The 25248-nt window shown below is 58.5% G+C and carries 21 protein-coding genes and 3 pseudogenes; 6 read left to right on the forward strand and 18 right to left on the reverse strand.

The features are described 5' to 3' along the window. Positions 1–90: 90 nt before the first annotated feature. Positions 91–717: a glutathione S-transferase family protein gene (locus tag QIW53_RS11780; protein WP_371049792.1), complete on the reverse strand. Its 627-nt coding sequence runs from the start codon at positions 715–717 to the stop codon at positions 91–93. A gap of 130 nt (positions 718–847) precedes the next feature. Next, positions 848–1750, reverse strand: a complete 903-nt coding sequence (locus tag QIW53_RS11785; RefSeq protein ID WP_371049793.1) for a LysR family transcriptional regulator — start codon at positions 1748–1750, stop codon at positions 848–850. A gap of 261 nt (positions 1751–2011) precedes the next feature. Between QIW53_RS11785 and QIW53_RS11790 the strand changes: the two are divergent. The 5 genes and pseudogenes from QIW53_RS11790 to QIW53_RS11810 form a co-directional block, all read left to right on the forward strand. After that, a pseudogene (locus QIW53_RS11790) lies at positions 2012–3028 on the forward strand (methyl-accepting chemotaxis protein); the annotation flags it as partial. Positions 3029–3334: 306 nt separating this feature from the next. Next, positions 3335–3931 (forward strand): annotated as a pseudogene (locus tag QIW53_RS11795) (methyl-accepting chemotaxis protein); the annotation flags it as partial. A gap of 322 nt (positions 3932–4253) precedes the next feature. Next, complete coding sequence (locus tag QIW53_RS11800; protein WP_192307222.1) at positions 4254–5732, forward strand: APC family permease; 1479 nt, start codon at positions 4254–4256, stop codon at positions 5730–5732. 56 nt (positions 5733–5788) lie between these two features. Continuing rightward, positions 5789–6982, forward strand: a complete 1194-nt coding sequence (locus tag QIW53_RS11805; protein ID WP_371049794.1) for an iron-containing alcohol dehydrogenase — start codon at positions 5789–5791, stop codon at positions 6980–6982. Then, positions 6979–8412: an aldehyde dehydrogenase family protein gene (locus QIW53_RS11810; protein WP_371049795.1), complete on the forward strand. Its 1434-nt coding sequence runs from the start codon at positions 6979–6981 to the stop codon at positions 8410–8412. The genes QIW53_RS11805 and QIW53_RS11810 overlap by 4 nt, the downstream gene beginning before the upstream one ends. Positions 8413–8420: 8 nt before the next feature. Here the strand turns inward: QIW53_RS11810 and QIW53_RS11815 are convergent, their stop codons facing one another. From QIW53_RS11815 to QIW53_RS11830, 4 genes and pseudogenes are all read right to left on the reverse strand, one after another. Beyond that, on the reverse strand, positions 8421–9317 hold the full coding sequence (locus QIW53_RS11815; RefSeq protein ID WP_371049796.1) for a LysR family transcriptional regulator: 897 nt from the start codon (positions 9315–9317) through the stop codon (positions 8421–8423). Positions 9318–9767: 450 nt separating this feature from the next. After that, positions 9768–10241, reverse strand: coding sequence for a hypothetical protein (locus tag QIW53_RS11820; protein WP_371049797.1), 474 nt, complete (start codon positions 10239–10241; stop codon positions 9768–9770). A 172-nt stretch (positions 10242–10413) separates the two neighbouring features. Continuing rightward, positions 10414–12039 (reverse strand): methyl-accepting chemotaxis protein, encoded by a 1626-nt coding sequence (locus QIW53_RS11825; RefSeq protein ID WP_371049798.1) that lies wholly within the window; start codon positions 12037–12039, stop codon positions 10414–10416. Positions 12040–12091: 52 nt separating this feature from the next. Beyond that, positions 12092–12539: pseudogene (locus QIW53_RS11830) on the reverse strand (cytochrome C oxidase Cbb3); the annotation flags it as partial. Between the two features lie 189 nt (positions 12540–12728). Between QIW53_RS11830 and QIW53_RS11835 the strand changes: the two are divergent. Then, positions 12729–13688, forward strand: a complete 960-nt coding sequence (locus tag QIW53_RS11835) for an IS3 family transposase (protein WP_371049799.1) — start codon at positions 12729–12731, stop codon at positions 13686–13688. Positions 13689–13897: 209 nt separating this feature from the next. On the opposite strand, the gene glmS is transcribed toward QIW53_RS11835, so the two are convergent. From glmS to QIW53_RS11895, 12 genes are all read right to left on the reverse strand, one after another. Beyond that, entirely contained in the window at positions 13898–15730 is a 1833-nt protein-coding gene (glmS, locus tag QIW53_RS11840; RefSeq protein WP_371049800.1) for a glutamine--fructose-6-phosphate transaminase (isomerizing), read from the reverse strand. A gap of 1 nt (position 15731) precedes the next feature. Next, positions 15732–16508, reverse strand: a complete 777-nt coding sequence (locus tag QIW53_RS11845) for a DeoR/GlpR family DNA-binding transcription regulator (RefSeq protein ID WP_371049801.1) — start codon at positions 16506–16508, stop codon at positions 15732–15734. A 128-nt stretch (positions 16509–16636) separates the two neighbouring features. Continuing rightward, positions 16637–18004, reverse strand: a complete 1368-nt coding sequence (gene glmU / locus QIW53_RS11850; protein ID WP_371049802.1) for a bifunctional UDP-N-acetylglucosamine diphosphorylase/glucosamine-1-phosphate N-acetyltransferase GlmU — start codon at positions 18002–18004, stop codon at positions 16637–16639. 115 nt (positions 18005–18119) lie between these two features. Further along, positions 18120–18545: a F0F1 ATP synthase subunit epsilon gene (locus QIW53_RS11855; protein WP_371049803.1), complete on the reverse strand. Its 426-nt coding sequence runs from the start codon at positions 18543–18545 to the stop codon at positions 18120–18122. A gap of 45 nt (positions 18546–18590) precedes the next feature. Further along, on the reverse strand, positions 18591–19967 hold the full coding sequence (gene atpD / locus QIW53_RS11860; protein WP_371049804.1) for a F0F1 ATP synthase subunit beta: 1377 nt from the start codon (positions 19965–19967) through the stop codon (positions 18591–18593). A 27-nt stretch (positions 19968–19994) separates the two neighbouring features. Next, positions 19995–20855, reverse strand: a complete 861-nt coding sequence (gene atpG / locus QIW53_RS11865; RefSeq protein ID WP_371049805.1) for a F0F1 ATP synthase subunit gamma — start codon at positions 20853–20855, stop codon at positions 19995–19997. Positions 20856–20905: 50 nt separating this feature from the next. Continuing rightward, complete coding sequence (atpA, locus tag QIW53_RS11870; RefSeq protein WP_371049806.1) at positions 20906–22450, reverse strand: F0F1 ATP synthase subunit alpha; 1545 nt, start codon at positions 22448–22450, stop codon at positions 20906–20908. Between the two features lie 21 nt (positions 22451–22471). Then, complete coding sequence (locus QIW53_RS11875) at positions 22472–23008, reverse strand: F0F1 ATP synthase subunit delta (protein ID WP_371049807.1); 537 nt, start codon at positions 23006–23008, stop codon at positions 22472–22474. Positions 23009–23020: 12 nt separating this feature from the next. After that, on the reverse strand, positions 23021–23491 hold the full coding sequence (locus tag QIW53_RS11880; protein ID WP_371049808.1) for a F0F1 ATP synthase subunit B: 471 nt from the start codon (positions 23489–23491) through the stop codon (positions 23021–23023). Positions 23492–23549: 58 nt separating this feature from the next. Continuing rightward, positions 23550–23807 (reverse strand): F0F1 ATP synthase subunit C, encoded by a 258-nt coding sequence (gene atpE, locus QIW53_RS11885; protein ID WP_003097235.1) that lies wholly within the window; start codon positions 23805–23807, stop codon positions 23550–23552. Positions 23808–23940: 133 nt separating this feature from the next. After that, the gene (gene atpB / locus QIW53_RS11890; protein ID WP_371049809.1) at positions 23941–24810 is read right to left on the reverse strand and encodes a F0F1 ATP synthase subunit A; all 870 of its coding nucleotides are present in this window, start codon (positions 24808–24810) and stop codon (positions 23941–23943) included. A gap of 16 nt (positions 24811–24826) precedes the next feature. Then, positions 24827–25234, reverse strand: coding sequence for a F0F1 ATP synthase subunit I (locus QIW53_RS11895; protein ID WP_371049810.1), 408 nt, complete (start codon positions 25232–25234; stop codon positions 24827–24829). Between the last annotated feature and the right edge of the window lie 14 nt (positions 25235–25248).

The raw sequence follows: 25248 nt of genomic DNA on the forward strand, positions 1-25248 counted from the left end.
AGGCAGCGTCTCATCAGATGCTACAGGTCAAGCACCAAAGGCCGCGAGCCCTTGGCAGGACTCGCGGCCTGGTTTGCACTGATGGATTGATCAGGCGCTTTTTTGCAGACCGGCGACCGTACGCGGCATGCCGACAAACCCTGGCAAGGCTTCGACCCGTGCCAACCAGGCGCGCAGGTTGGCGTAGTCCTCGAGCGACACATTGCCTTCAGGCGCATGGGCGATGTAGCTGTAGGCTGCGACATCGGCAATGGTCGGCTGGTTGCCAACCAGGTAAGTCGAATTGGCCAGTTCCTGATCGATCAGCTTGAGCCAGGTGTGAGCGTAAGCGATGGTCTCTTCAGCGTTGTAAGGGGCGCCGAACACCGTGATCAGCCTGGCCCGACCCGGACCAAAGGCAATCGGCCCGGCCGCCACGGACAACCAGCGCTGGACATTCGCGGCGCCGACCGGATCGGCGGGCAACCAGCGTCCGTTGCCGTATTTCTGCGCCAGGTACACCAGAATGGCGTTGGAATCGGCCAGCACGACACCCTGGTCATCGATGGCCGGCACTTGGCCGAACGGGTTGACCGCGAGAAATTGCGCTTGCTTGTGCTCACCCTTGGCCAGATCGACGAAGATGGATTCGACGGGCAGTTGCAGCAGGGACAACATCAGTTCCACGCGGTGGGCGTGGCCGGAACGCGGGAAGTTGTAGAGTTTGATCGCTTGCATGGTCGACTCCGCAGTCAAGTGGCGCCGTTCAGGAGTGATCAGCACCGATGGACGCTATCTTCCACCCAGCGCCAAAACAACAGAATAACCAGCAAACGCAATCAATTATTTCAACCTGAGCAATAAACCTTCAGCGTTGCAGGTCCGGGTGTTCACGCAGCGCTTTCACGGTGAAGTCCACAAAACTGCGAATCCGTGCCGGTGCGTTGCGTCCACCCTGATATACCACGTGGATCGGCAACGGCGGCAATTCGAAGTCAGCCAGGACAATGTCCAGCGCCCCCGAGGCCACCTGGCTGGCGACCTGGTAAGACAGGACGCGGGTGAAACCCGACCCCAGGCTGGCGGCGCGAATGGCGGCCTGGTTCGAAGTCACGACCAGGCGAGGTTCGGTTCGCACACTGAGCAGCTCGCCGGCTTCATGAAAGGGCCAACTGCGTTGCTGACCAATGGCGGACGTGCCAATCACCGGCGCGCGCGCCAGGTCCTGGGGATGCACCGGCCGGCCAGCCGCCTGCAGGAAGGACGGCGACGCGCAGATCACCCGGCGGACCTCGCCGACCCGGATCGCATGCTGGTTGCTGTCGGGCAGCTCACCAATGCGCACCGCCACATCGACGCCCTCCTCGACCATGCTCACCACCCGATCGACGATCAGGGCATTGATGATCACCTCGGGATACTGGGCCAGGTAATCCACCATCACCGGCGTGACGAACAACTCGCCAAACAACACCGGCGCCGTGATCGTCAGTTGCCCGCGCGGTTGTGCATGGCTGCCCGCCGCCGAATCCTCGGCTTCCTGCACCTCGGCAAGGATTCGCCGACAGTCGTCGAGATAACGCTGGCCGGCTTCGCTCAGATGCACGCTGCGGGTGGTGCGCGTCAGCAGCGAGGTGCCGATGCGTTTTTCCAGCGCCGCCACCGCGCGGGTCACGCTGGCCGCCGACATGCCCAGGCGACGCGCCGCCGCCGAGAACCCCTGTTCCTGGGCCACCACCGAAAAGACCTGCATTTCCTGGAATCGGTCCACTGGACATTCCTTGAGTCAGATAAAAATCGCCGTTGTCAGCGGCGCATTGAAATACAGCGTTAACACCGCTGAGCCCGGCCGATGCGGCGCAGTGGTCAGACGACTCACGATAACCGCTCTAGGCTGTAGCTTCCACAGGGCGACATATCGCCCCAAACGCTCTTCAGCTTCGGCCGAGGCGGCCGATCCAACTAGGGTTGGGTCCCGAAAATCAAGGCTCCAGCAACAAAGCGCCTCATACACATACGGCTGGAGGGACTCATGAATAACTGGTTCGCAAATCTTAGGGTGAATGTGAAACTCGGTCTGGGCTTCGGCGTGGTGCTAGTGCTCACGGGCGTTCTGGCGCTGACCGGCTGGACCAGTTTGGGCAGCGTCATCGACCGCAGCGACAGGATGGGAGAAATTACCCAGCTCAACAACGACCTGACCGCCTTGCGCGCCGCGCGCCTGGAATACATGTTGACCAGCGGCAACGATGCCAGCGCCAGCAACGTGCAGAACAAGCTGAACACCTTCATCGAGCAGCAGAAGGCGCTGATCAAGGTCTCAACCGCGCCGGAAAACGTCAAGCTGCTGCAGGCGCAAAGTCAGGCCACGCAAGAGTTTCAGGCGTCATTGAACAAGATGCGCGACAGCTATCGCATCATTCTTGCCGCCCGGGACGCGATGACCGTTGCGGCCGATCGCGCCATTGCACTGGTCGACACCATCAACCGTGACGCACAGTCCGCCTCCGGTGACGATGCCTCGCGCCTCGAGCAGTTCAAGGCGGCCACCGGCACCAAGGACCAGTTGATGCTGATTCGCCTGAAAGTCCGCGGCTACCTGGCCAACTTCACGCCGGAAACCGAGCGCGATGCCTTGCAGCAGTTCGACACAGCCCTGGCCGACATCGGCACCCTCGCCCAGCGTTTGCCCGCCGCAGCCACTCACGCCGAGCCACTGGACAAGGCGGTACGAGCCTATCGCGACGCCTTGCGCCAACTCATCAGCGCCACCGCTCAGGTCAATGCGGCCGGTGACGCCATGAAAGCCCAGGCTGTCGACATCGAAAAAACCAGCGACCGGCTTTATCAGGTACAGATCGAGTTTCGCGACCAGGAAAGCAACGTCGCCCGCACCCAGCAGATCATCAGTGCGCTGCTGGCATTACTCTTCGGCGCCTTGGCCGCCGTGATCATCACCCGTCAAATCACTCATCCGCTGCGCGAGACCCTGGCGGTCATCGAGAAGATCGCCGCAGGCGACCTGACCCATAGCGCGGTCGTGACCCGTCGCGATGAACTGGGCGAGGTGCAACAAGGCATCCAGCGCATGGGCGCGACCCTGCGTGACTTGATCACCAACATCCGCGACGGCGTCACCCAGATCGCCAGCGCTGCCGAAGAACTGTCCGCCGTGACCGAACAAACCAGCGCCGGCGTTAACAGCCAGAAGGTGGAGACCGATCAGGTGGCCACCGCCATGCACGAAATGACCGCTACGGTGCAGGAAGTTGCGCACAATGCCGAAGAGGCGTCCCAGGCTGCCGCTTCCGCCGACGTCGATGCCCGTGAAGGTGACAAGGTGGTGGGTGAAGCCATTGCCCAGATCGAAAAACTGGCCTCGGAGGTGGTACGCTCAACCGAAGCGATGGCGGTGCTGCAACAGGAAAGCGACAAGATCGGCAGCGTCATGGACGTGATCAAGGCCGTGGCCGAACAGACCAACCTGCTGGCGCTCAACGCCGCCATCGAAGCCGCTCGGGCCGGTGAGGCCGGTCGCGGGTTTGCCGTGGTGGCCGACGAAGTCCGCGGGCTGGCGCAACGGACCCAGAAATCCACCGAAGAGATCGAAGGCCTGGTCGCGGCGTTGCAGAACGGCACCCAACAAGTAGCCGTCGTAATGAACAACAGCCGCTCCCTGACCGACAGCAGCGTCGACCTGACCCGCAAGGCCGGCGCTTCACTGGGTAAAATCACGCGCACCGTGTCGAACATCCAGTCAATGAACCAGCAGATCGCGGCGGCGGCCGAACAGCAGAGTGCCGTGGCCGAAGAGATCAGCCGCAGCGTCATCAACGTGCGCGACATTTCCGAACAGACGGCGGCGGCCAGCGAAGAAACCGCCGCCAGCAGCGTCGAGCTCGCGCGACTGGGCAACCAGTTGCAGATGATGGTCAGCCATTTCCGCGTTTAAGCGCGCAAGCCAGCAAGAAAAAGCCCCGCGAATGCGGGGTTTTTTGTGTGTGCTCACCCTCGGCGTGAACGCCTCGCCACCGCTCAAACATATGAAAATCCATAACCCAGCTTACGAACATATGAATTTTTCTCGATGTTTGGCTGAATTAAGCTCGGTCCACGCCTCATGAAGAAGGCGGTTTTGTCGGTACGCCTGAGCCAGGCGATCCTAAAAATAATCTGTCTGCCGACCAAGGAATTCCTATGTCCCCTACGCTTGCACGCAGCCGTGCCGGTCATTGCGCACCGATCGGCGCTTCCGCTTCTGTTGGAGGTGGGCAATGACCTCCCCACTCTCCCGGCAAAACACCGACGAATCGCTGTTGCACAGTCATGGCTATGCCCAGGAACTGCATCGCGGTCTTTCACTCTGGTCTTCATTTTCCGTTGGATTCGCCACGGTTTCCCCGGTGGTGGGCATTTACTCGGTGATGTCGCTGGGTGCCATGAACGCCGGTCCGTCCTGGGTCTGGATCGTCCCGCTGTGCCTGGCGTTGCAGTTGCTGGTGGCGCTGGTCTATGCCGAGCTGGCTTCGCAGTACCCGCTCGCCGGTGGCTGCTATCAATGGGTCAAGCGGCTGGCGGGCGACCGCTGGGCCTGGTTCACCGGGTTCATGTACCTGGCCTCCGCGCTGGCTTCGTTGACCACCGTGGCCTATCTGGGCGGTTTCTGGCTGTGGCTGTTCTTCACGGGTGAGCCCCCGGCGGCGAATGCCCAGGTGTTCAGCGGCGCCGTGCTCCTGTTGCTAGGCCTGGGCGTGAACCTGTTCGGCATCAACCCGCTCAAGTACTTCGTGAATGCCGGCATCATTGCCGAAGCAATCGCCTCCATCGGCATTGGCGTGTTGTTGCTGTTGTTTTTCCGCAATCACTCGCTGTCGCTGGTGTTCGAAGGCCTTACTTCAACCGCAGGCACCGACGGCTCATACCTGCCGGGCTTCCTCACGGCCATGGCGGTCGGTGGCTGGGCATTCCTGGGTTTCGACGCCTGCTCGCAGGTTTCCGAGGAAACCGCCGACGCCCGCACGTCCACACCCCGCGCCATCCTGCGCTCCATGATCCTGGTGGGCCTCACCGTGATGCTGACCGCATTCGCCGTCACCCTGTCGTACACCGACACTGCCGGCATGGTTTCGGGCCAGGTCATCGATCCGGTCACCCCCGCCGTCGTGGACGCTTTTGGCGCATGGTCCGAGCGACCGTTCGTGGGCGTGGTGCTGGTGGCCTTCATCGCCTGCATCGTCTCGATCCAGACCTACATTGGCCGCGCCGTGTTCGGCATGGCCCGGGACTCGATGCTGCCCGCCTCGGCGCTGTTGCGTCGGGTCGACAAGCGCAAGGTGCCTTTTGCCGCGATGGTCTTCAGCACGCTGTTCGCCAGCTTCGGCCTGGCACTGGGCCTGAATGCGACGGCCGTCGGCACGCTGATCGCCTTTGGCAGTGGCGGCTTCTTCGTGGTGTTCCTGATTGTCGTCAGTTGCGCCCTGCTCGCTCGCCTGCGCGGCCAATGGAAGGTCGAGCCCGGGACGTTCACCCTCGGTCGCTGGGGCCTGCCGGTCAATCTCGCCGCGTTCTTCTGGCTGGTGTTCGAAAGCATCAACGTCGCTTGGCCACGGGAGTCGCTGGCCCCACCGGGAGCGCCCTGGTTCCAGGTCTGGGCGGTCATCCTGGTGTTCTCCGTCCTCGCGCTGCTGGGCCTGATCTACATGTTCCGGGCCAAACCCTACCTGCGTCGCCCCCTGCAATTGCGTCCCGAATAACCTCATCGGATTGTCGTGTGGGGCCCATCACCGGGCCTCGCTGATCTGGAGCTCAGATGTCCTCTCTTCATTATTGGAACTACCCCACGGAGATCTTCTGTGGGCCCGGCGCGCTGGATGTGCTGGCCGAACGCTGCGCCTTGCTGGGCATGACCCATCCCTTGCTGGTCACCGATCCGGGCATGCTGGACCTGGAGCCCATGGCGCTGGTCACCGACCATCTGCGCCAGGCCGGCATCCGCTTCGCCGTGTTCAGCGACATCGCCAGCAACCCGAGCCTGGATGACGTCGCCCGGGGCGTGGCCGCATTCAAGGCGGGCCAGCACGATGCACTGATCGCCCTGGGTGGCGGCAGCGCGATGGACGCCGCCAAGGGCATCAGCCTGGCGGCCGTCGACGCCCAAGGCCTCGACCAATACCAATGGTCGAATGTCATTGCTCACTACCCGAGCCTGGGGCACTTTGCGCACCTGGACCTTCCCCGCCTGATCGCCTTGCCCACGACTGCCGGTACCGGTTCGGAGCTGGGCCGCGAGGCGGTGCTGACCCTGAGCGAACAGAACATCAAGCGCGTGATCAGCCACCCTGAACTGCTGCCGGCCAGCGTGATCCTCGACCCGATCCTGACACGCGGCCTGCCACCGGCACTGACCGCCGCCACCGGCATGGACGCGCTGACCCACCACATCGAAGCCTTTTGTTCACCGCTGTATCACCCGATGTCCTCGGGCGTCGCGGTAGAAGGCATCCGCCTGATCCAGCAGCACCTGTGCAACGCCCACCACGATGGCCAGGACATGGTCGCGCGCGAAGGCATGCTGGTAGCCTCGGCCATGGCCGCCGTGGCCTTCCAGAAAGGACTGGGTGGCGTGCACGCACTCGCTCACCCGCTGGGCGCGCGCTATCACAAGCATCACGGGTTGCTGAATGCGATCCTGCTGCCGTATGTGCTGGTCGCCAATCGGCAGGCGATCAGTCAGGACATTGCCCGGCTGGCGCGCTACCTGGAGCTGCCACAGCCTGATTTCGAGGGCTTCCTCGACTGGGTCCTGCACTTGCGTCAACGCCTTGGCATTGCGCACACGCTGGGTGAAATCGGTATCGATACAGAGGCCGCGCAATGGGTCGGGGAACAGGCGCTCGCCGACATTTCCTCTTCGGACACGAACGCCTGTATCCTCAGCGCCGCCGATTACAGCCGGATTTTTCGTAACGCCGTGCACGGCGTCCTGCAAGGAGCCAGCGCATGACCGCCGCCCAGTACATCGACGGCCGCTGGCTGACCGGCGACAGCGCCGAGCAGATCAGCGTCTACGACCCGTCCCTCGGCCAGCCGTTCGCCGAACTCATGGCCGCCAGTGCCGCGCAAGTGGACCAGGCCATCGCTGCGGCGCGCCAGGCCCTCCCCGCGTGGCGCCACCTGAGCGCCGCCACCCGGGCCGGTTTCCTGAGAGGCTTTGCCGAGCAGATAGACCAGCGCCGTGAAAGCCTGATCGCCCTGCAGATGCAGAACAACGGCAAGCCCCGTCATGAAGCGGTCGTCGATATCGACGATGCCGTGGCCACCTTCACTTACTACGCAGGCCTGGCCGAGGGCATGGCGGATCGTTCGAACCTTGAAGTGCCGTTATCGGTGCCCGGTTTTACCGCGCACACCCGGCTGGAGCCGGTCGGCGTCGTCGGCCTGATCGTGCCGTGGAATTTCCCTTTGGTGACCAGCGCCTGGAAACTCGCCCCGGCCCTCGCCGCCGGCTGCACGGTGGTGCTCAAGCCTTCGGAAATCACCCCGCTGATCGAGCAGGCCTACGGCCAGATCGCCGAGACGCTGGGCCTGCCACCGGGCGTGCTCAACATCGTCTGCGGCAAGGCCCGGACCGGTGCGGCACTGAGCAACCATGCCGGTATCGACAAGCTGTCGTTCACTGGCAGCAACGCCGTGGGCATCGACGTTATGCGCAGCAGCGCCGCCCATTGCCGACCGGTGACCCTGGAGTTGGGCGGCAAGTCGGCGATTGTGGTGTTCGACGATTGCGACCTCGATCAGGCGGTTGAATGGATCGTCGCCGGCATTTGCTGGAATGCCGGGCAAATGTGCTCGGCCACTTCGCGCCTGCTGGTCCAGGACAGCATCGCCGACGCCCTGCTGCAACGCTTGAAAGTCGCGTTCGAAACCCTGCGTGTCGGCAACCCCCAGGATGAAGACGTCGACATGGGCCCCTTGACCAGCCAGGCGCAATGGTCCAAGGTCGGCGAGTACTTCGCCATCGCCCGCGCCGAGGGTTTGCAATGCCTGGCCGGTGGCGAGGCCGTGCGGGATCCGGGCTGGTTCGTCTGCCCGACCCTCTACGCGGACGTGCCCCTGACCAGTCGGCTGTGGACCGAGGAAATTTTCGGCCCGGTGCTGTGCACTCATCGTTTCAGTTCGCAGGAGCAGGCTGTGGCGTTGGCCAACGACAGCCGGTTCGGCCTCGTGGCCACGGTGATCAGTGCCGACCTGGAGCGGGCGCAACAGGTTGCCGAGGCGCTGGACGTCGGGCACGTGTGGATCAACTCGATCCAGGCAGTGTTCGTGGAAACGTCCTGGGGTGGCACCAAGGGCAGCGGCATCGGCCGCGAACTCGGTCCCTGGGGTCTGTCAGCCTACCAATCGGTCAAACACGTCACACGATGCCTGGGTTGAGACCCGGTTCATAACCCGTGCTCGGCCAGCAGGTCAGCGATAAAGGCACGCACCGCTTCGCTTTGCGGGTGCCCCACATGCGTGATCATGCTGTGTTGCACCTCATAGCGCAGCGTCGCGGGATGCAGGGCGCGCATGTGTCCGCTCTGCAGCCACGGCCGGGCGTAATGCGCCGGGAGATAACCCAGGTGGGTCCCGGCCAGCACGCCATGGGCCACCGCTTCCATGTGATGCGCCGTGGCTGACGTGCGGCCAGGCGCAATCGGCAGCACCTGGTCGGCCGGCAGGAAGCCATGGCGGATCCAGTCGCTGGCCATGAGCTGTTCCAGGCTCGGCGATTCGACCTCGAAAAGCGGGTTGGCCCGTCCACAGAAAATGCCGATCTCTTCCGTGTACAACGGCTGGTAGTTCAAGGTCGGAAGAGGACGGCTGAAATAGGAAATGGCCACGTCCAGTTGGCCGTCGATCACCGCCAATTCGAGTTCGGTGGGCGAGTTCACGAAAATGTGCAGGTGCATGTCGTGTTCACGCTGGTAGAACCGCGCGATGGCTGCATCGATCCGGGCCGTCGATAAGGTCGCGATGTTGTCCGCCAGGCCCAGATAGAGGTCGCCCACCAGCCGCCCGGCCAGATCCTGAGCCTCATTGCGAAACACATCCAGTGCACCGAACAGGGCCGATGAGGCCTTGAGAATCCTCTGGCCCTTCTCGGTCAGGCGAAAGCCGCCCTTGCCGCGCTCGCAGATCCGGTAACCCAAGCGTTTTTCCAGGCCGGAAATGTGCGCGCTGATGTTCGACTGGCTCATGTTCAGTTCGGCCTGGGCAGCCGTGAACCCACCGCATTTCACCACCATGGCAAAAATACGCAGCAGCTTTAAATCCATGTCCGTAACGTTTCTGAGCACGGGGTTTCTCGACAGAGTCAGGCCTTTGATGGGGCCGCTTCCCGAGGGAGGGAAGCGATTTCTGATTTTAGAGAATTAAAACTGTCGCAGCCAAGGCTCATGCGGCTTTGCGGCCTTTCCGCTTGCTATTGCAGACTGCCTTTTCGTTAATGGGTAGAAACCATGCAAAATTTCAACTTCCGGGGGCAAGTGCGTGAGCTGATTGCTGCCACCCTATATGGCGCGGCCAGGGAAGTGAGCCGTATCCGTACAGACCCAAGCGTAGGTCAGCCGATGGCTTCCCCGAGCACGATTCGTTGCCTCGCCAACTCACCAATTCCTGCCTTCGCCAGCTCGCCGACACATGTCGACGTTCACCATATTAATTAGTAAATTGATCATTCAGGCGTGTTTAGACCGTGCGGGAACTGTGTGAATTGAACAGCAATCGTCTCATTTAAATCTTAGTTATTACTTTGCACCAACTAATCCTTTCGCCAGGTCTCGGTCTTTGGTGCTCAGATTGTGCGAGCTCATTTTATTGTTCAGAGCATTCATTGCATCTGACATGGATGACTCCATGATCTGAATTTCAGCCAAGGCAGCTCCTCGACGAGATTTTTTTGTCTCCGCCGAAAGGGAGTCGTCTTCCATGATTTTTTGGATTTCCTCTCGCTTAGCGGCAATTCTCTCTTGTAGTTTTCTTATGTTTTTAAGCGCCTCTTTTACATCATCAGGTAAACTTGTTTTATCGATATCTGCATAACGCTCCTCTTGGACCTTCTTTTTTCCCTCCTCAGAAATCTCGATTCTGAATGAAGGGTTATCCTTATTGATATTCAAACTGTTTTGAGTCGACAGTTCAGCCTCAGGTAGCCTGATTGTGTTAACTCCCATGGCAGGGGAAGGGAAAGGAATGGTTGAAGAAATATCTGGCGCTTTCATTTTGTAAACCTTCGATAATAGTAGTTCGTTATCGGCAGATTGTGCGTAAGCACGTCTGCGCTTACTGCTAATTAATATAGCGCTACCCGGATCTTCTATTCAGTGAACCCATATCCTGATGTCCAATTTTAACCCGAGCAAATGGTTTGGTACTTCCAATAAATTGTATTATTTAAACTACAAAACGGTTGACCAAGCGATTCAAGGCTACAGCCAGATTGCTCATCTCGCTACTAGCGCTTGCTGTTTGACTTGCCCCAGCAGCGCTTTGAATGGAAAGCTCACGAATACTAGTAAGGTTTCGGTCAACTTCACGGGCTACGTGTGCCTGCTCCTCAGACGCAGTGGCAATCAGTAAATTGCGCTCGTTAATAAGCGCAATAGCACCTGCAATTTGATCTAATGAGGTACTCGCTTCTTGTGCTACGACAAGAGACTCTGAAGCCTGTTCTTTGCTCATGCTCATTGCTTCTACCGCTTGTTTGGAGTCACCCTGGATAGCGGCAATCATCTGTTCTATTTCTTGCGTCGATTGCTGGGTCCTATGTGCCAATGCTCTGACTTCATCGGCCACCACAGCGAAGCCCCGACCTTGTTCGCCAGCGCGGGCGGCTTCAATTGCAGCATTTAGCGCGAGTAAATTCGTCTGTTCAGCAATAGCACGAATCACCTCTACAACTTTGCTTATCTCTTGTGCGCGATTTGATAAGGCCAGGACCTGGTCGCTCGTATTAGTTATATTACCAGTTAACCCTTGAATCGATGCTAGTGTTTGGGTTACTCGATCCAGTCCAGTTTTGGTAAATTCATGTGCACGCTTGGACTCCGTAGAAGCTGATTCCGCATTACGCGCCACCTCATCAACCGCTGCACTCATTTCAGTCACTGCAGTAGCAGCTTGGTTGACCTCATCATTCTGGGAAACCATGCCTTTACTCGACTCTTCAGTAACCGCCGTCATCTCTTCGGCTGCCGATGCCAACTGAGTGGAGGAGTCAGAGATTTGCATGATGGTGCTACGCAGGTTTTCTTGCATCTGAGCTAGCGCTTTTAACAGACGGCCAGCTTCATCGGTACCGCTCAACAAGACTTCTTTTGAAAGATCGCTGCTGGCAATACGCTCAGCTACCAACAAGGCATCGCCGATGGGAGAAGTAATGCTTTTTGTGAGCATCACAGCCAAGGCTACTGTGAGTAAAACGGTACCCGCTATAAAGCTGATAACTAGCCATAGGCCCGTCTCGTACAGGTGTGTAGCGTAGCGCCCTGCTGCTGCGGCACCTTCATCATTATAGCTGGTTAAGCGGTTAACTTGCTCTTGGAGCTGATCAGTCAGTGGCCTGATGGTGGAATAGATAAAGTCGAGCGCTTTCGCGTTATCCCCTGCTCTCAATAGGGTATCGAAAGTCTCCAATTTTTTTAAGAATTCTTCGGCTGTGTCTTTAACTGACATGTAAAGCAAGCGCTCCTCATCACTGGCGATGAATTGCTCATAATTTTTGACCGTCTGTATAAACTCTGCACGATGAGTTTCGAAGGATGAAATTGTGTTCTGGCGAAGCTGGGTGTCTGAAGTAGTCACCGCTCGTAGGCTTTCCAATCGTAGGCTGAGCATGCTTGTATCAATTGAAGCTGTCTGACGGATGCTAGCCATCCAGTTAGTTTCAACATCTTTTTCAGAGTCTTGAAGCTTTCCCATCTGTGAAACAGCGACTCCTCCGAGGATAAAAAATAAAATGATGATCAGCGCGAAAAATAAAGACGCACGGGGAGCAACGTTGAGGTTTCTAAGATGCATATGGCAGTCCTGATTTATAGACTAATGCTAAGGTTTTTTTGTCCCGGGTAGACAAGTGATGCATAACGATCGCAACGAAGAATGCGCCGAATAGCCAGCTACCGAGGTAGATGGCTTTGGCCCTGCGTTGCAAGGCGGCGGTGAAAAATACGATCATGGAGACGTCCCAGACCACTGCCATCCAGACCGCGAACGTTCGGCTGTTTCCTTGGTAGTAGTCCAGTTGTAGGGTGAACAGCATGATTGCGATCAACGACTACCAACTCCAAAAGGTGAAGACGGCGAGGATGTCCGAGTGCCGTGGCGCCGCTGTACTGCGTAGTAACTGGCGTCGAACTGCGTACTGCTGTCGAAGCCCACAATCACGAGGTTCGAGTGCAGCGGTCGGAGAAGTCCGAAAGTGGTCCACAGCAGGTTGAAGTAAATCTTAGGCCGTACCAGTTGCGAGGCCCCCATACCCCCATCGCCCTTCCCACCACGCCCCTGACGATTATCGCAATGTTGAACTGACGGAAACCTTTGTAGTTGTAGGCTGAATGTGATCATCGTCAACGCTATCCGACAGTTTCATGAATAGTTACGGTATAACTCAATGTGTGCCTGTAAAAACTTGTAAATTGTTGTTGTTGAATCGCCCCTAGTTTCGTAGACACCTCCAAGCCTTAAAATGAGGCCCATTAGGAGGTGCCATGAGCAGCCAGCGTTATCCCGAAGAATTCAAAACCCAGGCGCTCAAGCAAGTGACCGAAAAGCAGCTTCCTGTTTCGGAGGTGGCTGCACGATTGGGCGTGTCCGTGCACAGCCTCTATACCTGGGTTAAGCGCTACACCAAGCCCCAGGAACAGCGCGTTGAGGAGGATGATCAGAGCGTATCAAAACCAAAATCTGCGCGAGCCAAGGATGATCAGCGACTGCTTGGATTGATCAAACACTCCTGGCTGGAAAGCGGGGGCGTTTATGGCTATCGCAAGATCCATGATGATCTGCGAGAGGTTGGTGAGAGCTGTGGCCGCTTCCGGGTGGCTAGGTTGGTGCGCCTTGAAGGGCTACGTTCTCAGACTGGGTATCGACGAAGGCCGGGGAAATATGGCGGTAAACCAGCCGTTGCCTCACCGAACTTACTGAAGCGCCAATTCGATGTCAGAGAACCCAACAAAGTCTGGGTCACAGACATTATCTATATCCGAACATATGAAGGCTGGTTGTATTTGGCCGTGGTGCTCGATCTGTTTTCACGCCAGATCATTGGTTGGTCAATGAAGTCGCAGATGACCAGCGACGTAGCCATTGATGCACTGCTGATGGGGGTTTGGAGACGCAAGCCGAAACAAGAGGTGATGATCCACTCGGATCAAGGAAGTCAGTACAGCAGCTCAGACTGGCGAAGCTTCTTGAAAGCTAACAACCTGGTGGCCAGCATGAGTCGTCGAGGTAACTGCCAAGACAAGGCTGTGGCGAAGAGCTTTTTCCAGTTGCTAAAGCGGGAGCGGATCAAGCTTAAAATCTACACTACACGCCAGGATGCTCGGGATGATTTGTTCGATTATATCGAGAGGTTTTACAACCCAAAACGACGTCACAGTTTCAACAATCAGCTGTCACCGGTAGAGTTTGAAAAGCGTTACGTAGCGAGCCTGGAGAGTGTCTAGAAAACCCGGGGCGATTCATGAAGGAAGAGTGGGAAATCTGTTGTCCGTTGGCGGCATCACCGCTGGCATCGATTTCGCGCTGGATGCGGAGGGCGGGAAGCATCGCAAGAGACGGTAGGACAGACCTGACCGACTCCTGCGACAGTTTTAATTATCTTGCGACAGTTTCAATTCTCTAAAACCACTTCAACCACTGACCTGTGGATAACTTATTCCACCGTCACCGACTTCGCCAGGTTGCGCGGCTGGTCGACGTCCGTGCCCTTGAGCACGGCGACGTAGTACGACAGCAACTGCAGCGGGATGGTGTAGAGGATCGGCGACAGGATGTCGTGGATATGCGGCATGTGCACGACATGGGTACCTTCGCCGTTGGTCATGCCGGCCTTCTCGTCAGCAAATACGATCAGTTGTCCGCCACGGGCACGGACTTCCTGCAGGTTGGACTTCAGCTTTTCCAGCAGTTCGTTGTTCGGCGCAACGGTGACCACCGGCATGTCGTTATCCACAAGCGCGAGCGGGCCGTGTTTCAGTTCGCCGGCCGGATAGGCTTCGGCGTGGATGTAGGAGATTTCCTTGAGCTTGAGCGCCCCTTCCATGGCCACCGGGAATTGCGCGCCACGGCCGAGGAACAGTGTGTGGTTCTTTTCGGCGAACAGTTCGGCGATTTTCTCGACGGTGCTGTCCATGGCGAGGGCTTCACCCAGGCGAGTGGGCAGGCGACGCAGTTCTTCGACCAGCGTGGCCTCGACACCTTTGGCAAGCGTGCCACGAACCTGGCCCAGGGACAGGGTGAGCAACAGCAGACCAACCAGCTGGGTGGTGAACGCCTTGGTCGAGGCGACGCCGATTTCGCGACCGGCCTGGGTCAGCAGCGTCAGGTCGGATTCGCGCACCAGCGAGCTGATGCCAACGTTGCAGATGGCCAGGCTGGCGAGGAAGCCCAGTTCCTTGGCGTTACGCAGCGCGGCCAAGGTGTCGGCGGTTTCGCCGGACTGGGAGATGGTCACGAACAGCGTATCCGGTTGCACCACCACCTTGCGGTAGCGGAATTCGCTGGCGACTTCGACCTGGCATGGGATGCCGGCCAGCTCTTCAAGCCAGTAACGGGCGACCATGCCGGCGTGGTAGCTGGTGCCGCATGCGACGATCTGCACGTTGCGCACCTTGGCGAACAGCTCGGCAGCCTGCGGACCAAACGCCTGGACCAGCACGCCGCTCTGGCTCAAACGGCCTTCGAGGGTGCGCTGCACCACAGCCGGTTGCTCGTGGATTTCCTTGAGCATGAAATGGCGAAACTCGCCCTTGTCCGCCGCTTCGGCACCGTCGCGGTACTGCACGGTTTCACGCTCGACGGCCTGGCCGGCGATGTCCCAGATCTGCACGCTGTCGCGACGGATTTCGGCGATATCGCCTTCTTCCAGGTACATGAAGCGGTCGGTGACCTGGCGCAGGGCCAACTGGTCGGAGGCGAGGAAGTTTTCCCCCAGGCCCAAACCGATGACCAATGGGCTGCCACTGCGGGCGGCAACCAGGCGATCCGGTTGAGCCGCGTGAATCACGGCCAAGCCGTAGGCACCGTGCAACTCCTTGACCGTCGCCTTGAGGGCCACGGTCAGGTCGCCCAGGTCCTTGAGTTTGTGGTTCAGCAGGTGGGCGATCACTTCGGTGTCGGTGTCGGAGGTGAACACGTAGCCCAAGGCTTTGAGTTGTTCGCGCAGGGCTTCGTGGTTTTCGATGATGCCGTTGTGCACCACCGCCAGGTCGCCGGAGAAATGCGGGTGGGCGTTACGCTCGCAAGGCGCGCCGTGGGTGGCCCAACGTGTATGGGCAATGCCCAGGCGCCCCACCAGCGGCTCGGCGTCGAGCGCAGCTTCCAGCTCGCTGACCTTGCCCGGGCGACGCATGCGTTCGAGCCCGGCGTCGTTGGTCAGTACCGCCACACCGGCGCTGTCGTAGCCACGGTATTCCAGGCGCTTGAGGCCTTCGAGCAGGATGGCGGTGATATTACGTTCTGCAACTGCGCCGACAATTCCACACATGCTATTTCTCCTGACTGACAGCCGCGCAAATCAAATTGATGCCGCGGGCCTGAATCTGATCCCGTGCCTCGAGCGGCAGGCGATCATCCGTAATAAGGGTATGGACGCTGCTCCAGGGCAGCTCCAGGTTGGGAATCTTGCGGCCGATCTTGTCGGCCTCGACCATCACAATGACTTCGCGGGCGACATCGGCCATGACGCGGCTCAGCCCCAACAGTTCATTGAAGGTGGTGGTGCCACGCACCAGGTCGATGCCGTCGGCACCGATGAACAACTGGTCGAAATCGTAGGAGCGTAGTACCTGCTCGGCGACCTGGCCCTGGAAGGATTCGGAATGGGGATCCCAGGTGCCGCCGGTCATCAACAGCACCGGTTCGTGCTCGAGTTCGCTGAGGGCATTGGCAACGTGCAGGGAATTGGTCATCACCACCAGGCCCGGTTGTTGGCCGAGTTCGGGGATCATCGCGGCGGTGGTGCTGCCGCTGTCGATGATGATCCGCGCATGCTCGCGAATCCGTGTCACCGCCGCACGAGCGATGGCCTGTTTATAAGTGGAGACGGGCTGGCCGATGTCGGCCACCAGTTCCTGCGGCATGGTAATCGCCCCGCCGTAACGGCGAAGCAGCAAACCATTGCTTTCGAGTGCCGCCAAGTCCTTGCGAATCGTAACTTCCGAGGTTTCGAAACGCTTGGCCAGCTCATCCACACTGACTTCACCCTGTTCATTGAGCAGGGCGAGAATATTGTGGCGACGTTGAGGTGTGTTGCGCTTGGACATGACGGGATAAGTTTCGATTCGAAAGATAACGGAAGCAATCAAAACCTATTGGTGAAACTTCGTCAAGCTGGATTTGCTCTTTGTAGGAGCGAGCTTGCTCGCTCCTACAGTACAGGGGTGTGGATAACTTAGAACTTTTTCACTTTCTCCGGGCGTTTCCAGCCGTCGATGTTCTTCTGACGGGCACGACCGACCGCCAACTGCGCGTTATCCACATTCTGCGTAATGGTCGAGCCGGCCGCAGTGGTTGCACCGCTGGAGATATCCACAGGCGCGACCAAGGAGTTGTTGGAACCGATGAACACGTCTTCGCCCAACACGGTCTTCCACTTGTTCACACCGTCGTAATTGCAGGTGATAGTGCCCGCGCCGATGTTGGTCCTAGCGCCGATTTCGGCGTCACCCAGGTAACTCAGGTGGCCGGCTTTGGCGCCCTCGCCCAGGTGCGCGTTTTTCAGTTCGACAAAGTTACCCACATGCGCGCGTGCCTCCAACACGGTGCCCGGGCGCAGGCGCGCGAACGGTCCGGCATCGCTGCCTTCACCCAGAACCGCACCATCGAGGTGACTGTTGGCCTTGACCACTGCACCCTTGCGCAGGGTGCTGTCCTTGATCACGCAGTTCGGACCGATGACCACGTCGTCCTCGATGACCACCTTGCCTTCGAGGATCACGTTGATGTCGATCAGCACGTCGCGGCCAACGCTGACATCGCCGCGCACATCGAAACGGGCCGGGTCACGCAGGGTCACGCCTTGTGCCATCAGGCGGCGAGCAGCGCGCAGCTGATAATGGCGCTCGAGCTCGGCGAGTTGCTTGCGATCGTTGGCGCCCTGCACTTCCATGGCGTCGTGCGGCTGCTCGGTCGCCACCACCAGTCCATCGTTGACCGCCATGGCAATCACGTCGGTCAGGTAGTACTCGCCCTGGGCGTTGTTATTGGAGAGGCGGCTCATCCAGTTGCTCATTTGCGCAAATGGCAAGGCCAGAATGCCGGTATTGCCTTCGGTGATCGCACGCTCGGCTTCGTTGGCGTCCTTTTGCTCGACGATGGCCGTCACCTTGCCGCCGGCATCGCGCACGATTCGGCCATAGCCGGTCGGGTCGTCCAGTTCCACGGTCAGCAGACCCAACTGCTGCGGCGCGACTTTCTCCAGCAGGCGTTGCAGGGTCTCGACTTCGATCAACGGCACGTCGCCGTACAGAATCAGCACGGTATCGGATTCGATGTACGGCACGGCTTGCGCAACCGCGTGGCCCGTCCCGAGTTGCTTGTCTTGCAGAACGAAATTCAGGTCATCTGCCGCCAGGCGCTCACGCACGGCATCGGCACCATGGCCGATGACCACGTGGATGCGCTGTGGATCAAGTTGCCGGGCGCTGTGGATAACATGACCAAGCATCGAATTGCCGGCAATCGGATGCAAAACTTTCGGCAGCGCCGAGCGCATGCGAGTGCCCTGGCCAGCAGCGAGAATAACGATTTCAAGAGACATGACTGGCTACCAATCCTGGGTGGTCAGCGGCTGCGACCAACGTGGTGAAAATCGGAAAAGAAAAAAGGGTAGCCGAGGCTACCCTTTTTAATCAATCGCGCAACAAGTGACAGCCTTAGTGGCCGAACTTCTTGCGGATCTGCTGGACGGTGCGCAGCTGAGCTGCGGCCTCGGCCAGACGTGCAGAAGCAGAACCGTAATCGAATTCCGCGCCCCGCTCGTGCAGGGCTTTCTCGGCAGCCTTCACGGCTTCCTGAGCGGAGGCTTCGTCCAGGTCGGCAGCACGTTGCACGGTGTCGGCAAGAACCTTGACCATGTTCGGCTGAACCTCGAGGAAACCACCGGAGATGTAGAACACCTCCTCTTCCCCGCCCTGCTTGACCAGGCGGATCGGCCCAGGCTTGAGATTAGTGATCAGCGGCGCGTGGCCCAGGGCGATACCAAGATCACCCAGTGCACCGTGCGCAATCACCATCTCGACCAGGCCGGAAAAGATTTCTCCTTCCGCGCTGACGATATCGCAATGGACTGTCATAGCCATCTGATTGCCTCAACCTAAATTAGCGCCCGTTGCCGGGCGCCGGGATTACAGTTTCTTGGCTTTCTCGATCGCTTCTTCGATGCCGCCGACCATGTAGAACGCTTGTTCTGGCAGGTGGTCGTAGTCACCGTTGAGGATGCCTTTGAAGCCAGCAATGGTGTCTTTCAGGGAAACGTATTTACCCGAGGCACCGGTGAAGACTTCAGCCACGAAGAACGGCTGCGACAAGAAACGCTGGATCTTACGAGCACGGTTTACCAACTGCTTGTCGGCTTCCGACAGCTCGTCCATACCCAGGATCGCGATGATGTCTTTCAGTTCCTTGTAACGCTGCAGAACGTACTGAACACCGCGAGCGGTTTCGTAGTGGTCGTTGCCGATCACGTTCGGATCCAGCTGACGCGAAGTCGAGTCCAGTGGGTCTACCGCCGGGTAGATACCCAGGGAAGCGATGTCACGGGACAGAACGACGGTGGCGTCCAAGTGGGCGAAGGTGGTCGCTGGCGACGGGTCAGTCAAGTCGTCCGCTGGTACGTATACGGCCTGGATCGACGTAATCGAACCTTGCTTGGTCGAAGTGATGCGCTCTTGCAGCACGCCCATCTCTTCAGCCAGGGTCGGCTGGTAACCTACTGCAGAAGGCATACGGCCCAGCAGTGCGGATACTTCAGTACCGGCCAGGGTGTAACGGTAGATGTTGTCGACGAACAGCAGAACGTCGTTACCTTCGTCACGGAACTTCTCGGCCATGGTCAGGCCAGTCAGTGCTACGCGCAGACGGTTTCCCGGCGGCTCGTTCATCTGACCGTAAACCAGTGCCACTTTGTCCAGAACGTTGGAGTCCTTCATCTCGTGGTAGAAGTCGTTACCCTCACGAGTACGCTCACCCACACCGGCGAACACGGAATAACCGCTGTGCTCGATGGCGATGTTACGGATCAGTTCCATCATGTTTACGGTCTTGCCCACACCGGCACCACCGAACAGACCAACCTTACCACCCTTGGCGAACGGGCAAACCAGGTCGATAACCTTGATGCCGGTTTCCAGCAGGTCGTTGCCGCCCGCCTGTTCTGCGAAGGAAGGAGCGGCGCGGTGGATACCCCAGCGCTCTTCGGTGTCGATTGGACCCGCTTCGTCGATCGGGTTGCCCAGTACGTCCATGATCCGGCCCAGGGTCGCTTTACCGACCGGTACGGAGATGGCTGCGCCAGTGTTGCTGACGTCCAGACCGCGCTTCAAGCCTTCGGTGGAGCCCATCGCAATGGTACGAACCACGCCGTCGCCCAGCTGCTGCTGAACTTCCAGGGTGGTTTCGGCGCCTTGAACCTTCAAGGCGTCGTAGATGCTCGGTACGCTGTCGCGTGGGAATTCCACGTCGATAACGGCGCCGATGATTTGAACGATACGTCCGCTACTCATAGCTGGATCCTCTGAATATTTGAACCGTTAAACCGCGGCAGCGCCGCCGACGATTTCCGAGATCTCTTGGGTGATCGCAGCCTGACGCGCCTTGTTGTAGACCAGCTGCAAATCGCTGATCAAATCACCGGCGTTGTCGGTAGCGTTCTTCATCGCGATCATCCGCGCAGCCTGTTCAGCCGCGTTGTTCTCGATCACCGCCTGGTAGACCTGCGACTCCACGTAACGGACCATCAAGCCGTCTAGCAGCTCTTTGGCGTCCGGTTCGTACAGATAATCCCAGTGGTGCTTGAGTTCCTGATCCGGGGTTGCCACCAGCGGAATCAACTGCTCCACGGTAGGCTGTTGCGTCATGGTGTTGATGAACTTGTTGGACACCACGGACAGGCGGTCAATACGGCCGTCCAGGTAGGCATCCAGCATCACCTTGACGCTGCCGATCAGGTCATTGATCGACGGCTCTTCACCCAGATGGCTGATAGCTGCTACGACGTTACCGCCGAAGTTGCGGAAGAAAGCCGCACCCTTGCTACCAACGACACACAGGTCGATCTCGACGCCGTTTTCGCGGTTTACCGCCATGTCCTTGACCAGAGCCTTGAACAGGTTGGTGTTCAAGCCACCACACAGACCACGGTCACTGCTCACCACGACATAACCGACACGCTTTACTTCACGGTCGATCATGAACGGGTGGCGATATTCCGGGTTGGCGTTGGCCAGATGACCAATAACCTGGCGGATACGCTCCGCATAAGGACGGCTAGCAGCCATGCGCATTTGTGCCTTGCGCATTTTGCTGACCGCCACTTTTTCCATGGCGCTGGTAATTTTTTGCGTGCTTTTGATGCTCGCAATCTTACTGCGAATCTCTTTTGCGCCTGCCATGTAACACCTATCAGGTTAGCAAGCGGGAGCCTTGCGGCTCCCGCTGCGGCTTACCAGGTTTGGGTGGCCTTGAACTTCTCGATACCGGCTTTCAGGCCAGCGTCGATTTCGTCATTGAAGTCACCCTTCACGTTGATCTTCGCCATCAAATCGGCGTGATCGCGGTTGAAGAAAGCAATCAGCGCTTGCTCGAAGCTGCCGACCTTGGTGATTTCGATGTCAGTCAGGAACCCACGCTCAGCGGCATACAGCGACAGCGACATGTCGGCGATCGACATTGGCGCGTATTGCTTCTGCTTCATCAGCTCGGTAACGCGCTGACCATGCTCAAGTTGCTTACGGGTCGCTTCGTCCAGGTCAGAAGCGAACTGGGCGAATGCCGCCAGTTCACGGTACTGAGCCAGAGCGGTACGGATACCACCGGAGAGCTTCTTGATGATCTTGGTCTGAGCGGCACCACCCACACGGGATACCGAAACACCGGCGTTCACTGCAGGGCGGATGCCCGAGTTGAACATGGCCGACTCCAGGAAGATCTGACCGTCGGTGATGGAAATCACGTTGGTCGGAACGAACGCGGAAACGTCGCCAGCCTGGGTTTCGATGATCGGCAGTGCGGTCAGGGAACCGGTTTTGCCGGTCACTGCGCCGTTGGTGAACTTCTCTACGTACTCTTCCGAAACGCGGGATGCGCGCTCCAGCAGACGGGAGTGGAGATAGAACACGTCGCCTGGGTAAGCTTCACGGCCTGGTGGACGGCGCAGCAGCAGGGATATCTGGCGGTAAGCCACTGCTTGCTTGGACAGATCGTCATAAACGATCAGCGCGTCTTCACCGCGGTCGCGGAAGAATTCGCCCATGGTGCAACCGGAGTACGGTGCCAGGAATTGCAGCGCAGGAGATTCCGAAGCACTGGCAGCCACGATGATCGTGTTGGCCAGGGCGCCGTTTTCTTCCAGCTTGCGAACCACGTTGGCGATGGTCGATTGCTTCTGACCGATGGCTACGTAGACGCAGAAAATGCCGCTGTCTTTCTGGTTGATGATCGCGTCGATCGCCAGAGCGGTTTTACCGATCTGACGGTCACCGATGATCAGCTCACGCTGGCCACGGCCGACAGGGATCATGGCATCGACAGCCTTGTAGCCAGTCTGTACAGGCTGGTCTACCGACTTACGCCAGATCACGCCTGGAGCAACTTTCTCGACCGCGTCGGTCTCGGTGTTGTTCAGCGGACCTTTGCCGTCAACTGGGTTACCCAGTGCGTCGACTACGCGACCCAGCAGTTCCTTACCTACCGGAACTTCGAGGATGCGGCCAGTGCACTTGGCGCTCATGCCTTCGGCAAGAGACTGGTAAGCGCCCAGTACAACGGCACCTACGGAGTCTTGCTCCAGGTTGAGGGCCATACCGTAGACGCCGCCCGGAAACTCGATCATCTCGCCGTACATGACGTCGGCCAGACCGTGAATCCGCACGATGCCGTCAGATACGCTGACGACAGTGCCTTCGTTACGGGCTTGGGAGGTCACATCGAGCTTGTCGATGCGGCCCTTGATAATTTCACTTATTTCGGAAGGATTGAGTTGCTGCATTGCTCTGCTGCCCCTTCAAACTCAAGATTTCAATGCTTCGGCAAGTTTCGCGATTTTGCCGCGAATCGAGCCATCGATAACCAGGTCGCCGGCGCGGATGACAACACCCCCAATAAGGGAACTGTCTTCCTCGACTTGCAGGCGCACTTCCCGGTTGAGTCGTGCACTGAGAACCTTGGCGAGTTTGTCTTGCTGTTCTTGGTTCAATGCAAAAGCACTGGTCACTTCAACGTCTACCGATTTCTCTTGCTCGGCCTTGTACAGGTCGAACAGAGCAGAGATCTCCGGCAAAAGCGGGAGACGATCGTTTTCGGCAACGACGTGAATGAAGTTCTGTGCCTTCACATCGAACTTGTCGCCACACACGTCAATAAACGTGGCGGCCTTTTCTGCGCTCGTCAGTCGCGGGGCCTTGAGCACGCGCAGCATGGTGTCGTCTTTCGACACCGCTGCTGCCAGGCCGAGCATGGCTGACCAATTGGCCAGTTGCTGGTGGGCCTGAGCGTGCTCGAAGGCCGCCTTAGCGTAAGGTCGGGCCAACGTGGTCAGTTCTGCCATGATCGCCCTCGCTTAGATTTCAGCAGCCAGTTGGTTAACCAGCTCTGCGTGCGCGTTTTGATCGATTGCCTTGCCCAGGATCTTCGAAGCACCGCCAACGGCCAGGCTACCCACTTGGGCGCGCAGCGCGTCTTTGACGCTGTTCAGTTCCTGTTCGATCTCGGCCTGAGCCTGAGCCTTCACACGGTCAGCTTCAACGCGAGCCTGTTCACGGGCTTCGTCGACAATCTGGGTACCGCGTTTCTTGGCTTGCTCGATGATTTCAGCTGCCTGAGCTTTCGCTTCGCGCAGTTGATGACCCGCTTTCTCTTGGGCCAACTCCAGGTCGCGAGCTGCTCGGCTGGCAGCGTCCAGACCATCAGCGATCTTCTTTTGACGTTCGTGCAGCGCCGCAATGACCGGAGGCCATACGAACTTCATGCAGAACAGTACAAAAATCAGGAACGCAACGGACTGGCCAATCAGGGTCGCATTAATGTTCACGCCAACACCTCGCAGTTACGTTGTCCATCACACCAAATTACCCGGAAGATCCGAGTAATCAGCCAGCGATCTGACCAACGAACGGGTTCGCAAAGGTGAAGAACAGAGCGATACCAACACCGATCATGGTTACGGCGTCGAGCAGACCGGCAACGATGAACATTTTAACTTGCAGCATTGGAACCATTTCCGGCTGACGCGCAGCGCCTTCCAGGAATTTGCCGCCCAGCAGGCCGAAACCAATTGCGGTACCCAGTGCGCCCAGGCCGATCAACAGTGCAACAGCGATAGCGGTTAGACCAACTACAGTTTCCATCTTTCCTCCCGACTTTTACGTCGTATGGTTTAGGTTTTTTTAATTTAAAGCGGTAAAACAAATCGTTTCAGTGGCCCGGTAAGGACCCCCTCTCGTTTGACCGAGAGGGACATCAGACTAGTCGAAACTGGCCTTAATGGTTTTCTTCGTGCGCCATCGACAGGTAGACGATGGTCAGCATCATGAAGATGAACGCCTGCAGGGTGATGATCAGGATGTGGAACACTGCCCACGCCCACTGCAGAACAACGCCCAGGCCACTGAGCCAGAGCAGACCGCTGCCGAACATCACAGCGATCAGAATGAAGACCAGCTCACCGGCATACATGTTGCCGAACAGACGCAGAGCCAGGGAGATCGGCTTGGCGATCAGGGTCACGAATTCCAGCAGGAAGTTCACCGGGATCAACAGGGCCTGAACGAGGATGTTCTTGCTGCCGAACGGGTGCAGGGTCAGCTCGCCGATGAAACCGCCGAGGCCCTTGACCTTGATGCTGTAGAAAATGATCAGTGCGAACACCGAGAACGCCATGCCCAGGGTCGCGTTCGGGTCGGTAGTCGACACGGCGCGGAACGGGATGTGCGGGTCACCGGAGAGCAGGATGGCCAGCTGAGGAATCCAGTCGACCGGTACCAGGTCGACGGCGTTCATCAGGAACACCCAGACGAAGATGGTCAGCGCCAGCGGTGCAATCACCGGGCTACGGCCATGGAAGCTGTCTTTCACGCTGCCATCGACGAATTCGACCAGTACTTCAACGAAGTTCTGCAAAGCACCAGGCTGACCGGAAGTCGCTTTCTTTGCCGCCATGCGGAAAAGAAGGACGAAGATCAGACCCAAAGCGACCGACCAGCCGAGGGTATCGACGTGGAAAGCCCAGAAGCCCATTTCCTTGGCTTCTGCTGCGGTGTGGGCAAAGCCCCAGCCGCCGGTAGGGTGCTGACCGAAGGTCAGGTTCTGCAAGTGGTGCTGGATATAGCCCGAAGCGGTTGTTTCTGCCATGGTTGCCTCAAACGCCCTAAGGTCTCGAAAGTCTTGTTCTCATCAGCAGGGGAGCGAACCAGCTGACCGACTGGGTCAGCACGAAGGCACCGAAGACTGCAATCGGCGCCAATGGCTTCACACCTGCAAACACCAGTGCAAACAGCACTGCCGTCAAAATCAGTTTCCCTGCCTCGCCGGCATAAAACGACCGGACGATGGACTGGGCTGCTCGGGCGCCGGAAAACCGAAATGCCCTGTGAGCGAAATAAATGTTGGGCAGCAAGGCTATCAGGCCTCCGCACAATCCCGAGTATCCGGCAACGACTCCGCGCCATTGCCAAAGCGCCAAAGCGGCGACCAGCAGGACGACAAACTGAGCCATCAACACCGGAAAAACCGCCAGTCGATGGAACGGCAAGCGGTTTGGCGTGCGGCTTTCCATCACTATTGCTCCCC

Source organism: Pseudomonas fluorescens (genome assembly GCF_041354075.1).
Classification (GTDB): domain Bacteria; phylum Pseudomonadota; class Gammaproteobacteria; order Pseudomonadales; family Pseudomonadaceae; genus Aquipseudomonas; species Aquipseudomonas fluorescens_CE.

Excerpts from the sequence above, each read along its gene's own strand:
- QIW53_RS11800 (WP_192307222.1), top strand. The coding sequence starts at position 4,254 with ATGACCTCCCCACTCTCCCGGCAAAACACCGACGAATCGCTGTTGCAC.
- QIW53_RS11835 (WP_371049799.1), top strand. The coding sequence starts at position 12,729 with ATGAGCAGCCAGCGTTATCCCGAAGAATTCAAAACCCAGGCGCTCAAG.
- atpA (WP_371049806.1), bottom strand. The coding sequence starts at position 22,450 with ATGCAGCAACTCAATCCTTCCGAAATAAGTGAAATTATCAAGGGCCGC.
- atpG (WP_371049805.1), bottom strand. The coding sequence starts at position 20,855 with ATGGCAGGCGCAAAAGAGATTCGCAGTAAGATTGCGAGCATCAAAAGC.
- QIW53_RS11895 (WP_371049810.1), bottom strand. The coding sequence starts at position 25,234 with ATGGAAAGCCGCACGCCAAACCGCTTGCCGTTCCATCGACTGGCGGTT.
- atpE (WP_003097235.1), bottom strand. The coding sequence starts at position 23,807 with ATGGAAACTGTAGTTGGTCTAACCGCTATCGCTGTTGCACTGTTGATC.
- QIW53_RS11825 (WP_371049798.1), bottom strand. The coding sequence starts at position 12,039 with ATGCATCTTAGAAACCTCAACGTTGCTCCCCGTGCGTCTTTATTTTTC.
- glmS (WP_371049800.1), bottom strand. The coding sequence starts at position 15,730 with ATGTGTGGAATTGTCGGCGCAGTTGCAGAACGTAATATCACCGCCATC.
- QIW53_RS11845 (WP_371049801.1), bottom strand. The coding sequence starts at position 16,508 with ATGTCCAAGCGCAACACACCTCAACGTCGCCACAATATTCTCGCCCTG.
- QIW53_RS11805 (WP_371049794.1), top strand. The coding sequence starts at position 5,789 with ATGTCCTCTCTTCATTATTGGAACTACCCCACGGAGATCTTCTGTGGG.
- glmU (WP_371049802.1), bottom strand. The coding sequence starts at position 18,004 with ATGTCTCTTGAAATCGTTATTCTCGCTGCTGGCCAGGGCACTCGCATG.
- QIW53_RS11875 (WP_371049807.1), bottom strand. The coding sequence starts at position 23,008 with ATGGCAGAACTGACCACGTTGGCCCGACCTTACGCTAAGGCGGCCTTC.
- QIW53_RS11855 (WP_371049803.1), bottom strand. The coding sequence starts at position 18,545 with ATGGCTATGACAGTCCATTGCGATATCGTCAGCGCGGAAGGAGAAATC.
- atpD (WP_371049804.1), bottom strand. The coding sequence starts at position 19,967 with ATGAGTAGCGGACGTATCGTTCAAATCATCGGCGCCGTTATCGACGTG.
- QIW53_RS11820 (WP_371049797.1), bottom strand. The coding sequence starts at position 10,241 with ATGAAAGCGCCAGATATTTCTTCAACCATTCCTTTCCCTTCCCCTGCC.
- QIW53_RS11810 (WP_371049795.1), top strand. The coding sequence starts at position 6,979 with ATGACCGCCGCCCAGTACATCGACGGCCGCTGGCTGACCGGCGACAGC.
- QIW53_RS11780 (WP_371049792.1), bottom strand. The coding sequence starts at position 717 with ATGCAAGCGATCAAACTCTACAACTTCCCGCGTTCCGGCCACGCCCAC.
- atpB (WP_371049809.1), bottom strand. The coding sequence starts at position 24,810 with ATGGCAGAAACAACCGCTTCGGGCTATATCCAGCACCACTTGCAGAAC.